The sequence below is a fragment of the Tardiphaga sp. genome, from assembly GCF_025356345.1.
Taxonomy (GTDB): domain Bacteria; phylum Pseudomonadota; class Alphaproteobacteria; order Rhizobiales; family Xanthobacteraceae; genus Tardiphaga.
The window spans coordinates 1-12291 of record NZ_JANXTC010000092.1 but is presented as its reverse complement, the minus strand read 5'-3'; the positions used below and the strand labels follow the sequence as shown (position 1 = coordinate 12291).

The window sequence follows — 12291 nt, the reverse complement described above, 5'->3', positions numbered from 1 at the left end:
CCGGCGACGCGGTAGCAGTAGCGCAGCAGGCTATCCATGTCGTTGAAGCGGACCGTTTCGAGATCCGAGGCCACTCCCTCGATCAGTTGCAGCACGATAGCGGGATCGATCCGGCATTCGTCCATCAGGTCGAGCATGTCGCGGATCGTGGGATCGTGGGAAGCACCGGCCGTGATCGCAAGCGTGGCCTCGGCGAGCGCGAGTCTGGCGGCTTCCACCGACACCGCGTTGTCGGCGAGGTCATCGACCAGGCGGCAAAAGCCGTATAGCCGGGTCGCCCTTGACGCGTGCACCGCACTGAGCAAATGCCGCGCCCAGTGGAAACTGCGGCCCTTGGTGGCCAGCATATCATCGGCCGAGACGCGGACTTCGTTCTGGCTGTCAGGCCGCCGCATCGTCATGGCGTCACCATCGATGGGATCAGCGTATCCACCACCTTGGCCGAGCATAACACCCCGGGCACACCGGCTCCCGGATGCGTGCCGGCGCCCACGAGAAACAGGTTCTGGATTCCCTCGGCGCGGTTATGAAAACGGAACCACGCCGACTGCCGGAACAGGGGAGCGACCGAGAAGCCGGCACCGTGGGTGCTGAGGTAATCGCGCTCGAAATCCTCCGGTGTCATGAAAAAATCGGCCGTAATCGTCGCTTCCAGCTCGGGCAGGATGCTGCTGCCAAGCGCCTTGACGATCCGATCCCGCAGCCGAGGGCCTTCCTGGCTCCAGTCGATCTGACCCTGAAGATTGGGGACCGGGCAGAGAACATAAAAACTGTCGCAGCCGGGTGGAGCAAAGCTGGCATCCGTCGCGGTCGGCCGATGCAGATACAGCGAAAAGTCGTCGGACAATATTTTGCGGTCGAAAATATCCTTCAGCAGTTCGCGATATCGCTCACCGAACCAGATCGTATGATGCGCGACCTCTGGATAAGTCCGCGTGGTGCCAAAATACAGTACAAACAATCCCATCGAGAAATGCGCGGCCGCCAGTTTCAGCCTCGCCGATCGGGCCTGTTCGGCTTTCGGGATCATCGCGCCATAGAGGTGGGCGGGATCGCAATCGGAGACGATCACATCGGCGTCGATAGTTCGTCCATCCGCAAGGGTAACACTTCTGGCAACGCCATCCCTGACATCGATGGCGGCGACCGTGGTGTCCAGCATGACCTTGACGAGGTGTCGCCGCATCAGGTCGCCCAGCGCCGTTGTGATCGCTCCCGTTCCGCCGATGGCGAAGTGAACACCATGAGCCCGTTCGAGAAAGTGGATCAGACCGTAAATGCTGGTGGTGTCGAACGGATTGCCGCCGAGCAGCAGCGGTTGAATTGAAAACGCCTGCCGCAGCTTCGGGTTTGAAATATAGCGCGACACCAGGCCCCACACCGTCCGATAGCTGCCGAGCCCGAGCAGACGAGGAATCTGGCGAACCATGGTCATGAAGCGGTCGAATGGCTGCGCGGAAAGTTCGGTGAAGCCGATATCGAAAATCCGCCGGGAATGCGCCAGCAGGCGGAGATAGCCCTCGCCATCACGGGGCTCGATCCGCGTGATCTCGGCCAGGGTCTGTTCGAGCGTGCCGCCATAATCGAAGGTCTCGCCATCGAGAAAGCAGAAGCGGTACCAGGGGGTAAGCGGCACCAGATTGATGTGATCGGCCATCCGTTCGCCGAACAGATCGAACAATTCCTCGAACAGAAATGGCGCGGTAATAACCGTCGGACCCGCGTCATGGCGAAACCCGCCACGTTCGAAAACCTGGGCGCGGCCGCCAAGCGCGACGCATCGATCGATCAGCGTGACGTCATAGCCTTTGGACCGCAGACGCAGCGCCGACGCCATCCCGCCAAATCCGGCGCCGATGACGATGGCGCGGTTCGGCAATTCCCGACGGGTCATAGCCGTGCCGCCAGCGACAAGGCGGATTGGCGCAGCAGGTCCCCCGACCGCCCCGGCAGGTCCGCCGCCGCGTCGACGGCGATGCGCAGATGTTTGAGAGCAAGGTTGCGCGCCAGCTGCTCGGCATCGGCGTCATGCCCGGCGGCCCTCAATATCGTGATGATGTTGAATGACGCGGGCCTTGCGTCAACGCCTGCGATTTCCGTCACGGCATCCCTGTCAAAGTCGGTGATGTCGTCGGCGATCTGATAGCCGAGCGCAAACGCGTCTGCCGCGCGCCGTGCGTCGACGCAGGATGCGTCGTGACCGGATGCCGCAAGCGCCAATTCGAGCGGCAATCCCAACAGGGCGCCGGATTTGGCGGCGGCGATCCTTTCATAGTCGCCGAGTTCAACAGCGACCTGTTCGCGAGCCCACAGATCGTCGCACTGTCCGGAAATCGCGCGGGCGGTGCGCGCGTGGATCAGGGCGATCAGTTTCGGCAGGAGTACGGGTCTGCTGAAGGTGGCGAGCGCCGCGTAAGCGGCGGACAGCAGAAGGTCTCCCGAACAGATCGCAACATCCTCGCCGAAGGCAACCCATACGCTGGGCTGTCCACGGCGAACTCGATCCCGATCCTGCAAATCATCATGCACCAGCGAGGCATTGTGAAGAAGCTCCGCCACGGTGGCGATGCAAACGGCGTCGCCGGATCTCATTCCGAGCGCCTGCGCGGCGTCATGGGCGAAGCGATACCGGATCCGCTGACCGCCGGCGGCGAGATGATAATGCGCGGCGTGGGCCGGCTCGGTCCTGCTTGTCATGGCGTCGGTATCGGGCTGTAGCAATTTCAACAGCCCGGAATCAAACCCGCTGGTCTGATCGCCGCCGTCATCGTGGACCCGAAACGTAGCTGTGGAGGAGGGGTACATGGCAATATCCCAAAAAACTGCATTCCGGCGCGGCAAGCTGCGGCGCCGGAATCATGTCCAGTAAGCGTTTGATTACTTCGCGGTGGCGAGCTTGCCTGGGCTGTCGATAAAGCCCTCGGCTTCGGACTTGCGCCGTGCGATCAGGAAAATCAGAACGCCGAACGCGGCCTTGGCGACAATATCCGCCACCGTGTAACCGACCTGCACGGCGGTCACCGCTCCGCTCCCGGTAAATCCGATCATCGGGAAGATAAAGACGATCGGGTAGAAGCACCAGGATAGCACGGTGACGTTGCGCGCGACGCGAATGAGACCGCGCGCCGATGCCGGCTGCTTGGCAATGGCGTCGCTCAGACCGATGAACAGGTCAAAGACGATGACCAGGAATGGCAACATCGCCAGTCCCCACCAGATCCAGCGCGTGCTGCTCACGTCGGATATCTCTCCCGGATAACCCAACACCACCATCAGCGCGGCAAGCAATCCAAGCTTGGTTGCCTTCGCTGTTGTTTCGCTGGGGGACAGCCGCATCACGAGGATCAGTTCGATCAGCAGCAGCGGGACGGTCAGCAACCAGTCGACATAACGGTAGGCATCGTTGAATTTGACGCCGGTTTCCTTGATCTGGCCGGACATCACGGTGTAGGAGGCATCCCATGAATTAAAGATGCGGACGTAGTGATAGAGGGCGATGAACGTCACCAGTCCGGTAAGCGTCATAGCCGTTCGATAGGCTGGCGCGACCTGCGATCGCCCGAAGAAGGCGAACAATGTCGCCGAGCCCATCACCGCGATGGTGAAGGAAAACGCGTTATATACCAGCTCGTATTGCCAGATCTGAATTGAGGCCAATGGACGATCTCCCGCTTCGACGTGATTAATTTTGAAATCCGAGTAGCGCAAAATGAACGCTCTCCTGCCTCAATACGCACACACGCGAGATTTGGATCACGAAGACAGAAAAGATATTACGTGCGCCCCGGATGGGTTCGAGGCACCTATCGATGGTCGGGCGGCGAGATATCAGTCATGGTCGGCGCGGACAAACAACTCACCGGACCGGCGGAGTGTCAGCCAGCCATGTCGAACGCGATCTATTGGTTCCGGAGCGATCTGCGGCTGGGCGACAATCCGGCGCTGCTGGAGGCGTGCGCGGCGTCCGACCGACTCCTGCTGGTCTATGTGATCTCGTCGCAAGATGCGCAGTTGACGTCATGGGGATTTCCGCGCCATGGCCCGCATCGTGTGGCGTTCCGGGATCAGGCTCTGCAAGGTCTCGTCGCCGAGATTGCCCGGCGCGGCGGCGAATTGCAGATCGTCGAGGGCCCGGCGTCGCAGGCGATCCCGGAGCTGGCCCGCGCCGTCGGCGCGGATCGCGTGTTCTGTGAGACGATCGCCGCGCCTGAGGAGATAGCCGAGGTCACCGCGCTGCGAGGCGCCGGTCTGCGGGTTCGTGAACGGTGGCAATCCAGCCTGCTGGAGCCGGCGGACTTGCCCTTCGCGGTCGAGCAACTGCCGGAGATCTTCACGGTCTTCCGTCAGGCGGTGGAGCGCGCCGACCTGGCGCCGGCTCTGCCGGCGGTCGCGCCGTCGCGGTTGCCGCTCGCCGCCGTCGGTGCGCCATGCTCTGCCTGGCAGGCCGCCAGTTTCGCGCCCGCCTCCGGCGCGTCGTCGTTTCCGTTTCAGGATCCCGCGTTTCATGGATCAGAGGTCGTGGCCCTGGCTCATCTCGAACGCTATTTCGGATCGACCGCACCGCGCTCCTACAAGGCCACGCGTAACGGGTTGATAGGCGCCGGCTATTCGACCAAGCTGTCGCCCTGGCTGGCGGTCGGCGCGCTGTCGCCGCGCACCGCCTGTCAATATCTGAAGGTGCACGAAGCCCGGTTCGGAGCTAATGACAGCACCTACTGGATCTGGTTCGAACTGATGTGGCGGGACTTCTTCCGGTTCTGGAGCTTGAAGCATGGGGCGCAACTGTTCCGGTCCCGCGGACTAGGTCGCCAGCCACCGCCGTCCCACCATGCGGACGCCTTCTCGCGGTGGTGCGCGGGCGACACCGGCAATCCCTTCGTCGATGCCGGCATGCGCGAATTGCTGGCGACCGGCTTTCTATCCAACCGGATGCGCCAGATCGTGGCGAGCTATCTGGTGCATGATCTCGCCTGCGATTGGAGGGCCGGTGCCGCGTGGTTCGAGTCGCGGCTGATCGACTACGACGTCTGCAGCAATCAGGGCAACTGGCTGTACATCGCCGGACGGGGCGCCGATCCGCGGCAGGGACGGCGGTTCAATCCGGACAAGCAGGCGGCCGATCATGATCCGGACGGCGTCTACCAGGCTCTTTGGAGCGACGCGGGCGCGGCGGATCTCTCCTGATCCCGCGACCTTCGCTCAGCAAGTTGGAGTTTGTTGGTGGCGAGCCCAGCGATTCGCGATCAGATGCCCGACTCTCTGGCGCCGGCGCCGCGACGACCGGTGAATGCCAGGCTGGCGCGCGCGACTGCGTGACGCTCGAGCCAGATTTCTGCGAATGTGGAGGATCCGGCACGCGGCGGCCGCGATAGCGCCAACCCCGTGCGGGGATAACGGTCGGGTCCAGGAATTAACTGAAGTTGATCAGCACCTTGGGCGGAAGGTGGTGCTCCCTAGCGGAATCGAACCGCTCTCTCCACCGTGAAAGGGTGGCGTCCTAACCGATAGACGAAGGGAGCTTAACGGGGCTCGTGCAACTCTCGCGAGTCGTCGGAACCGCCATTGAGCCAGTATCCTGGATAGCCCCGCAACTTCAGAGCTTTAGGGCTCCTCCGTCGCGAACTGCGCGGCACCGGGTAAGTGGTTGGGCGGCAGCGGCCGAACGTATAGTGACGTTTGTGCGATGGAGCAAGTCATCTGCTGGAACATCCCGCGCAAGGCCGTGGAAAGCGTCGCCGCGACCCAATTCCCCGGGATTTCTGCCGCGTCGCAACGCTTCCTAAAGCATGGACGGCTAACATGATGCCTTGGAGTGATTCGATGGCGGTGACGAAAAAACGCGAAGTGCGACGCTCGGTGCAGCAGCCCGGCTGGATCTCGCTGGAAGGCGGGTTCGCGGCCCGGCAGTGCAATGTGCTCGATCTGTCGGCCACCGGCGCGAAAGTCGTGATCGACGATCCCGCCGCGTTGCCGGCCAAGATCAAGCTGGCACTGACGCGGGACGCCCGCACCGGCCGCAATTGCGAGGTGGTCTGGCGCCGCGGCACGACCATCGGCGTGCGCTTCGTTCGCTAGATTCGAGGACCTTTTGCAACCTGAAATTATCATTCCGGTGTTGATGGGCTGCGCGCTGCTGTGGTGGATCGGCCGCGGCATGGGCTGGACCACGCGACTGTTGGTCGGTGCGATCGCGCTGGGATTGATCGCCCTCGTCTTGCTGGTCGAGCGGGCGTTGCGCTGACGCTCACGACATCGCGGGCGCGACGAATTCCTGAAAGCCGGGGCGGGTGGAAATCCGATCGAACCAGCGCCGCAGGTTCGGCAGCGCCGGGCGGGCGACGCCCTCGACGCCGAGCCAGCGTCGCGCGTAAGTGCCGATCGCGATATCGGCGAGACTGAGCTGATCGCCTTCCATGAAGTCGCGTTGCGCCAGCTGGCGATCGACAATGTGCCATTGCACGGCGGCGAGGTCGGCGGCCTGCTGCATCGCCGCCATATCGCGCTCCGCCAGCGGGGTTCGTACCAGTCCCCAGAACAGCGGACGCTCGACCGGCTGCAGCGTGGACAGCGTCCAGTCCAGCCAGCGCTCCATGCCGGCGCAAATTCTGGAATCGGTGGGATATAGACCGGAATGCCGGCCATAAACCCGCGTCAGATAGCGCATGATGGCATTGGATTCCCAGAGCACAAAGTCGCCCTCGACCAGCGTGGGAATGCGTCCGTTCGGGTTCATCGCCAGATAGTCGGCGTCACCTGTGCGCCCGAATGCCATCCCGGCGTCGATGCGCTGATAGACGACCCCGAGCTCGCGACAGCACCACAGCACTTTTTGTACATTGACCGAATTGGCGCGGCCCCAGATCTGCAAGGTGGATGGTTCGATTGGCATGGTGGTCCCCCGACGACGTCGTTCGCGCAGCTTTAGCCAGCATCCGCGAACGGTGGCAAGCCGCGGTGGCGCATAACGCGGTCCCAAAAAAAATCAGGCCCCGCGCGAGCGGAGCCTGATCTGGGAAAGCCCTGGCACTGAGGTCAGCGGCCGAAGAACAGCCACAGCAAAATGATCACCGGAATCGGCACACCCAGCAGCCAGAGTAAAAGTCCGCGTCCCATCGTCGTCGCCTCCATGAAAATAACCTCGCATCATGAACGCGAAACCTCGCATCGGGTTCCGCCGCGCGGCGAACGAAGCAACAGGTTTGCTATCACCAATGTCCCGTGTTGGGCATCGACGTCCACGGCTCTTGCGGGGGCAGCGCATCGCCCTTCTGCAGCAGTTCGATCGAGTGCAAGTCCGGCGAACGGATGAACGCCATCTGGCCGTCGCGGGGCGGGCGGTTGATGGTGATGCCGAGCTTCATGAGCCGATCGCAAGTCGCATAGATATCGTCGACCTCGTAAGCGAGATGACCGAAATAACGATCCTCGCCATATGTTTCTTCATCCCAGTTGTAGGTCAGCTCGACCAGCGGGGCACCGCGTCCCGTCACTTCGGCGAGCAGGCCCTCGTCCTCGGCGGCACAGAGAAACACCAGAGTGAATTTGGCCTTGTCGTTGTCGATCCGGCGGACCTCCTTGAGGCCGAGCGCGTCGGCGTAGAATTTCAGGGCCGCGTCCAGATTGCGGACACGAAGCATGGTGTGAAGGTATCGCATGGGGGCTCCCTGAGGGCAGTGCTACGTCGTGGCCATATTGGCTTACGGACACTCTCTTTATCAGCAAAATGCGTAAAAAGGCAGGCGTCCAAGCCGTCCCCCATGCTTCATGCCGTTAAATTGAAGCCTGAAGCGGCTGTCGAGATCCTGGCGCGCAAACGACGAACGGCGCCGGTGAGCGCAATATGATCGCTCGCGACGCCGCCGTATCAACTGGGCCCTGAAATCCACAGTGAGGGTAGGTCAACAGGGTCGGTCTAAAGGTTCAACGCAAGACGGCGGTGAGCGGCAAGCTTGCGACTTGCCACCTGGCCCGCCGTCGCGTTCAGAATCCCGCTGGAACACCGTAATAGTCGTTCACGGCGCGGGCGCGCGATGCGTCGGCCCAGTTCCAGGCATTGTCGTTGCCATATTTGGGGGCGCCCTGCAGTTGTTCCTGGGTGACGCCCGTGCGGTAACCGCCGAGGTTGGTGTCGTATTTCAGCGACGGCCACGGCAGCGGGTAATGCTCGTCGCCGATGCCGAGGAAACCGCCGAAACTAAGTACGGCATACGATACTCTGCCGCTCACCTTGTCGATCATCACCCGTTCGATGGAGCCGATCTTGGCGTCATCGGCGCCGTATACCGCAGTGCCCTCCACCTTGTCGCTGCCGATCAGATTACCCTGTTCGCTTGCTTCGATGACCATGCGGCCCTCCTTGGGCTGTCCGGGAAAAACCGACGAGGCTGGCAAACGTTCCTGGGCGACGACGTCGAAATCCTTATCGCCGGTGCGCGCGGTTCTTGGTCGTTAATGGATGCGAACAGGATCGTTCAAATTGCCGGGCCGTAGTAACCTTCAAAAGTTAGGTTAAATGGTGAGTTCGATTGTCGGCACTCGCGGAACATGCATGATTGGTTTCGCCGAGGGTCATCATGTCCAGCTCATTGCATCATGCCGATAAGCATACCCACCGTCGCATCATGGGCGTGGGCTTTCTGTTCTGCACCGCGTTCGTGCTGATCAGCTTCTTCGCCCGGGAACAGCCTGAAAATCATTACGCGATGCGGAAGGCCGACCGGCTGGTGAGGACGGCGGGAACGCCGGCACCGGCGCGCTAGTCGGGTTACCCTCATCGAGCCATGATGCTGATGATGCGGCGATCTCTCCGCGCCGATTTGTCATCCCAACCCAGTCGCGGCCGCACCCGTTGACCTTGCATTGATTGTCAAGGCCGCGTGATGACCGTTCGGCTGGACGCCTCGCATCGCCCGATAGCCGGGATTGGTCGATCCGGTAAAGGCGCGGCTGCTATCCAGCGCCTTGGCAGCATCTTCGAGATCCGCGTCACGGCGATAACTCGCCGCGATGTCCTCGAACTCCTTCTGCGACTCCCGGCTGGTCATGGTTCGGGATACCCGATCGGCGAGGACGGCTTGTTCGCGCAAATATTTGCTCCAGGCGTTCATGAAATGGCCTCCAGTAAAAAGCTCCGCATCACGCATCGTGAAGCGGAGCTTGTTTCGCCTAATGGGCGATCGGAGAAGAACCGTGCTGCCGGCTGATGGTTCCGGCCTATTCGGTTATCTTTTGGTCGAGCGCGCGCTCGAAATCGCGCATGCGCTCCGAAACCCAGTTCTCATCGCTCGAACTCAGCATCAGCATGTCCCGTTCCGCCTTGCGGCAGAAGGCCGGGTCCGGGTCGATGCTTTTCCATAGTTCGATGCGCGCCTGCAGATCCATGTTGGTCCCCCTGATGTCGTCTGGCCAAGCGCCCGCATTCATCTGCGCGATGAATGAAGGCATGATGTCAGCAGAAATATGTTCTTCTTTTGTTCTGATGATTTTGGCGGGTTTTGTCCAGTGCCGAGACCGATGCGCCATTCGGATAGAGACGCGCGAATCGGGGCGGTAGCGAGGACGGACAATTCCGATTTCGTGAATTTCATCCGCGCGGTTTGGCAAGCTTCAGCAACCGGCTATAGAGTCCGCAGACCGGCCACGGGCCCGGCTATGATCAGGGGAACGGCATGGTGGACAAAAAGGCAATGCGCGAAGAGGCCGAGCGGCTGATCCGCGAAACGATGGAGCGCAAGGCGCTGGTCGTGAAGCAGGGCGATACACGCATTATGACAACCTGTGGAAAATGCGGCGCGCCGAACAAGGTGCTGGCTCCCAAAGGGGTCGCGCGGGTGTCCTATGTCTGCAAGGAATGCGGCCACAAGCAGGCCTCGCTCTGATCGGGCGCTGGTTTCCGTTGCATGAACGGTCGCGCACAATTCCATTGGCAGCGGCGGCCGTCTTTGCCATCATCGGCCGCAGCGGTTCCGTCTGAATGGGGTCGTATATACTGGGACGCGAAACCTGACCCACGGAACGGTGTTTGACGGCTAGTGGGGTTATGGGGACTTGGCCATGCGTATCATTGTGTTGGGGATAGTTGGGCTGTGCGCGGCGGCGACGCCATCGACGGCGCAGGTGATCCGGGCTTCGGAGCCGTTGTTGCTGGCGCCTTATGAGATCGTGGTGGTGCAGGATGGGTCCTGCGGCATCGGCAAGGTGATGAAGGTCACCGGTGCGATCCGCGGCCTGCGGCGCAAGAAGGTCTGTATCCCGCTCGGCGAGGTGCAGGCGTCTTTGGGAAGCCTGCTGTAATTCACATTCTCTTCGGCCCAGGAGACCGGCCGTCAACGCTCGCCGCGGCGTCGGCGGCCTGCCGCGGCGCCATGACCTTCGGCTGGGCGATCGACCTAATGCGGCAGTCGCGGCAACTTACCCCGTCCAGCGACCACAGGCGAAAGCCCCGCCGGGGGAGGACGGGGCTTTCTGGAGATGAAGCATCGGGGTAGTTGCTCCATTGTTACAACTGGTCGGAGCCTGAACCGTTCCCGAGGACGTTACGGATTTTTGCCTGGACCGACTCGTAATAGTCTTCCCTCTCCTGTGTCATCTCCTGCTGTCGCGCCCGGAACGCCGCGACCCGACGCTGGATATCATCGCGTTCCGACAGGACAGGCGGCGCGATCCGCGCTTTGGCTGGATGATCGGCGACGACGGTCTGGACCGCTGCGGCGGGTGGCGCCGGGTCGGCGGGAGCGGCCCGCGGGCGGGGAGCATCCACGGGTTTCGCCACGGCCGGTGAGGTGACGGGGGCCACCGCGGTGGCGGAAGCCGCCGTGGTCGCCGGAGGTTTCGCCGTCGCCGGAAGCCGGGGAGGCTGAGGCGTGGCGGGCAGCCCGGTCGCCGAACGGGCGGTCTTCGCCGGCGCTTCCGCCTCGACCTGGCGCACGAAGGCCAGAGTCTGCGCCAGCAGCTCGTCGCGCTGTTTGATCCACGATGTCATGTAACGTAACCCCGATCCCGGGGTCATCTCACCGATGTCGTATGAATCCGTCAATTGAATTAAGCAGAATTTGCCGGTCCCATGGTGGATAAGACGACGGACAGCTTGCGGCGCAGCGGCGATCCGGTTAGCCCGAAACCAACCGGAGAACCATATGATCAAGATTGATCTCGATTCGCTGAATATTGAGGAACTGGCCGCGTTGCGTGATCGGGCTACCGACAAGCTAGCTGACAAGGTCGCCGCGCGGCAGGCGGAGCTCGAAGCCGAGCTCGAGAAGCTGTCGCATTACGGCAAGTCGGTGAAGAAGTCGCAGGCGACGCCGGTCGCCAAACCGAAGAAGGAAGAACCGAAAGAGGAAGCCAGGGAGCCATCCTCCAAGGAAGAATTGTCCAAGGAACCCGCGGCTCCGGAACCGAAATCCCGCGCGGCCTGACCGCGCGTCAGCCGTTGATCTTTGCGTCAGGGCCGGCGATCGTTATTTTTTTCGCTCGCTGAATCCCGTCGCGGTGTATTAGCACCGTAGCGTGCTCAATTATTGTGAGACGTGCTCCAGAGCATTTTCGAGAACCTCCTCCGGGGCGCGGCAACGTCGTTTTTAGCGGAGCTCATTATGCCAACCCCCAATATCAAGTCGCTTTCGGTGGCCCAACTGCTCGCCTTGCGCGACGAGATCGACAAGCAGTTGCAGGCGCGCCGCGCCGAATTGCAGGCGCAGCTGGCACAAATCGGCGGCGATGAGCGCCAGGGCATCGGTGCCGCCAAGGGTGTAAAAGTGCCGCCGAAATATCGCCATCCGGGCACCGGTGAGACCTGGACAGGTCGCGGCGGGGTTGCCGGCTGGCTGGCCCGGGAAATCGCCGCGGGCAAGAAGCGCGAGGATTTTCTGATCTCGGCGCCAGCGGAGGACGCTCGCGCTAACCGCGCGCCGACGGGACGTTGGCCACGGTCCGGCAGCGGTGCGCCGGCGTAAACTGCCGATCATCATCATGATCAGCGAATGTGGAAGTAGACGCCGATTGCCCGATCCGCGGCGACTTCACGCGGGCCGTCGCCATCTCGTAGCAATCCGGTGAACAAGTGATTCGTTCAAATGCAAGGCTGTTCAAAGCTTGCACTGTGTTCGTTTTTTGTCTTTGCGGAGCAGGCGAGGGTGTTATCTTAACCTTGCGAGATTCGCGGAGTGTCATCATGAATTGTCATCGATGGACTCGCGAGGTGGCTGTCGCTGTTCAGACAGTTCGCATTTTATTGTGGGGTCCGGGGTCATGGGGTCGGACGGATTTGAGTCCAAACGGTTAGAAGGTTCG

General features: G+C 61.9%; 18 protein-coding genes and 1 tRNA gene. 8 read left to right on the top strand and 11 right to left on the bottom strand.

Translation table 11 applies throughout. The features are described 5' to 3' along the window. From Q0S16_RS05230 to Q0S16_RS05215, 4 genes are all read right to left on the bottom strand, one after another. Positions 1–401, bottom strand: a 401-nt coding sequence (locus tag Q0S16_RS05230; RefSeq protein ID WP_295845845.1) for a squalene/phytoene synthase family protein, incomplete at its 3' end; no start/stop codon positions are given. Continuing rightward, a complete protein-coding gene (gene crtI, locus Q0S16_RS05225) occupies positions 398–1894 on the bottom strand; it encodes a phytoene desaturase family protein (protein WP_295845843.1) in 1497 nt (498 codons plus the stop codon). The genes crtI and Q0S16_RS05230, both read right to left, overlap by 4 nt. Next, positions 1891–2841 carry a polyprenyl synthetase family protein gene (locus tag Q0S16_RS05220; RefSeq protein WP_295845841.1) on the bottom strand — a complete coding sequence of 317 codons (951 nt, stop codon included), beginning with the start codon at positions 2839–2841 and terminating at the stop codon, positions 1891–1893. The genes crtI and Q0S16_RS05220 overlap by 4 nt, the downstream gene beginning before the upstream one ends. Positions 2842–2877: 36 nt before the next feature. Next, a complete protein-coding gene (locus tag Q0S16_RS05215) occupies positions 2878–3708 on the bottom strand; it encodes a bacteriorhodopsin-like (protein ID WP_295845838.1) in 831 nt (276 codons plus the stop codon). 126 nt (positions 3709–3834) lie between these two features. On the opposite strand from Q0S16_RS05215, the gene Q0S16_RS05210 reads away from it, so the two are divergent. Beyond that, a complete protein-coding gene (locus tag Q0S16_RS05210; protein WP_295845835.1) occupies positions 3835–5184 on the top strand; it encodes a DASH family cryptochrome in 1350 nt (449 codons plus the stop codon). 260 nt (positions 5185–5444) lie between these two features. On the opposite strand, the gene Q0S16_RS05205 is transcribed toward Q0S16_RS05210, so the two are convergent. Next, a tRNA-Glu gene (locus Q0S16_RS05205) sits at positions 5445–5519 on the bottom strand. A 301-nt stretch (positions 5520–5820) separates the two neighbouring features. Here Q0S16_RS05205 and Q0S16_RS05200 point away from each other — a divergent pair. Both Q0S16_RS05200 and Q0S16_RS05195 read left to right on the top strand, forming a co-directional pair. Next, a complete protein-coding gene (locus Q0S16_RS05200) occupies positions 5821–6075 on the top strand; it encodes a PilZ domain-containing protein (protein WP_295845833.1) in 255 nt (84 codons plus the stop codon). Positions 6076–6088: 13 nt separating this feature from the next. Continuing rightward, the gene (locus tag Q0S16_RS05195) at positions 6089–6241 is read left to right on the top strand and encodes a hypothetical protein (protein WP_295845831.1); all 153 of its coding nucleotides are present in this window, start codon (positions 6089–6091) and stop codon (positions 6239–6241) included. A 3-nt stretch (positions 6242–6244) separates the two neighbouring features. On the opposite strand, the gene Q0S16_RS05190 is transcribed toward Q0S16_RS05195, so the two are convergent. The 3 genes from Q0S16_RS05190 to Q0S16_RS05180 all read right to left on the bottom strand — a co-directional run bounded on the left by Q0S16_RS05190 (position 6245) and on the right by Q0S16_RS05180 (position 8346). Then, positions 6245–6889, bottom strand: a complete 645-nt coding sequence (locus tag Q0S16_RS05190) for a glutathione S-transferase family protein (RefSeq protein WP_295845829.1) — start codon at positions 6887–6889, stop codon at positions 6245–6247. A 316-nt stretch (positions 6890–7205) separates the two neighbouring features. Then, positions 7206–7655, bottom strand: a complete 450-nt coding sequence (locus tag Q0S16_RS05185) for a VOC family protein (protein WP_295845826.1) — start codon at positions 7653–7655, stop codon at positions 7206–7208. Positions 7656–7980: 325 nt separating this feature from the next. Beyond that, positions 7981–8346, bottom strand: a complete 366-nt coding sequence (locus tag Q0S16_RS05180) for a PRC-barrel domain-containing protein (RefSeq protein WP_295845823.1) — start codon at positions 8344–8346, stop codon at positions 7981–7983. Between the two features lie 227 nt (positions 8347–8573). On the opposite strand from Q0S16_RS05180, the gene Q0S16_RS05175 reads away from it, so the two are divergent. After that, positions 8574–8759, top strand: a complete 186-nt coding sequence (locus Q0S16_RS05175; protein ID WP_295845821.1) for a hypothetical protein — start codon at positions 8574–8576, stop codon at positions 8757–8759. 60 nt (positions 8760–8819) lie between these two features. Here the strand turns inward: Q0S16_RS05175 and Q0S16_RS05170 are convergent, their stop codons facing one another. Both Q0S16_RS05170 and Q0S16_RS05165 read right to left on the bottom strand, forming a co-directional pair. Next, complete coding sequence (locus tag Q0S16_RS05170) at positions 8820–9107, bottom strand: hypothetical protein (RefSeq protein WP_295845817.1); 288 nt, start codon at positions 9105–9107, stop codon at positions 8820–8822. A 106-nt stretch (positions 9108–9213) separates the two neighbouring features. Continuing rightward, positions 9214–9603 carry a hypothetical protein gene (locus tag Q0S16_RS05165; RefSeq protein WP_295845816.1) on the bottom strand — a complete coding sequence of 130 codons (390 nt, stop codon included), beginning with the start codon at positions 9601–9603 and terminating at the stop codon, positions 9214–9216. 68 nt (positions 9604–9671) lie between these two features. Here Q0S16_RS05165 and Q0S16_RS05160 point away from each other — a divergent pair, with 68 nt between their 5' ends. Both Q0S16_RS05160 and Q0S16_RS05155 read left to right on the top strand, forming a co-directional pair. Next, positions 9672–9878, top strand: a complete 207-nt coding sequence (locus tag Q0S16_RS05160) for a hypothetical protein (protein WP_295845848.1) — start codon at positions 9672–9674, stop codon at positions 9876–9878. Between the two features lie 175 nt (positions 9879–10053). Continuing rightward, complete coding sequence (locus Q0S16_RS05155; protein ID WP_295845815.1) at positions 10054–10293, top strand: DUF6719 family protein; 240 nt, start codon at positions 10054–10056, stop codon at positions 10291–10293. A 205-nt stretch (positions 10294–10498) separates the two neighbouring features. On the opposite strand, the gene Q0S16_RS05150 is transcribed toward Q0S16_RS05155, so the two are convergent. After that, positions 10499–10981 carry a hypothetical protein gene (locus Q0S16_RS05150; RefSeq protein WP_295845813.1) on the bottom strand — a complete coding sequence of 161 codons (483 nt, stop codon included), beginning with the start codon at positions 10979–10981 and terminating at the stop codon, positions 10499–10501. Positions 10982–11135: 154 nt separating this feature from the next. Between Q0S16_RS05150 and Q0S16_RS05145 the strand changes: the two genes are divergently transcribed. Then, the gene (locus Q0S16_RS05145) at positions 11136–11417 is read left to right on the top strand and encodes a hypothetical protein (RefSeq protein ID WP_295845810.1); all 282 of its coding nucleotides are present in this window, start codon (positions 11136–11138) and stop codon (positions 11415–11417) included. A 111-nt stretch (positions 11418–11528) separates the two neighbouring features. Next, entirely contained in the window at positions 11529–11954 is a 426-nt protein-coding gene (locus tag Q0S16_RS05140; protein ID WP_295845808.1) for an H-NS family nucleoid-associated regulatory protein, read from the top strand. Positions 11955–12291 lie beyond the last annotated feature (337 nt).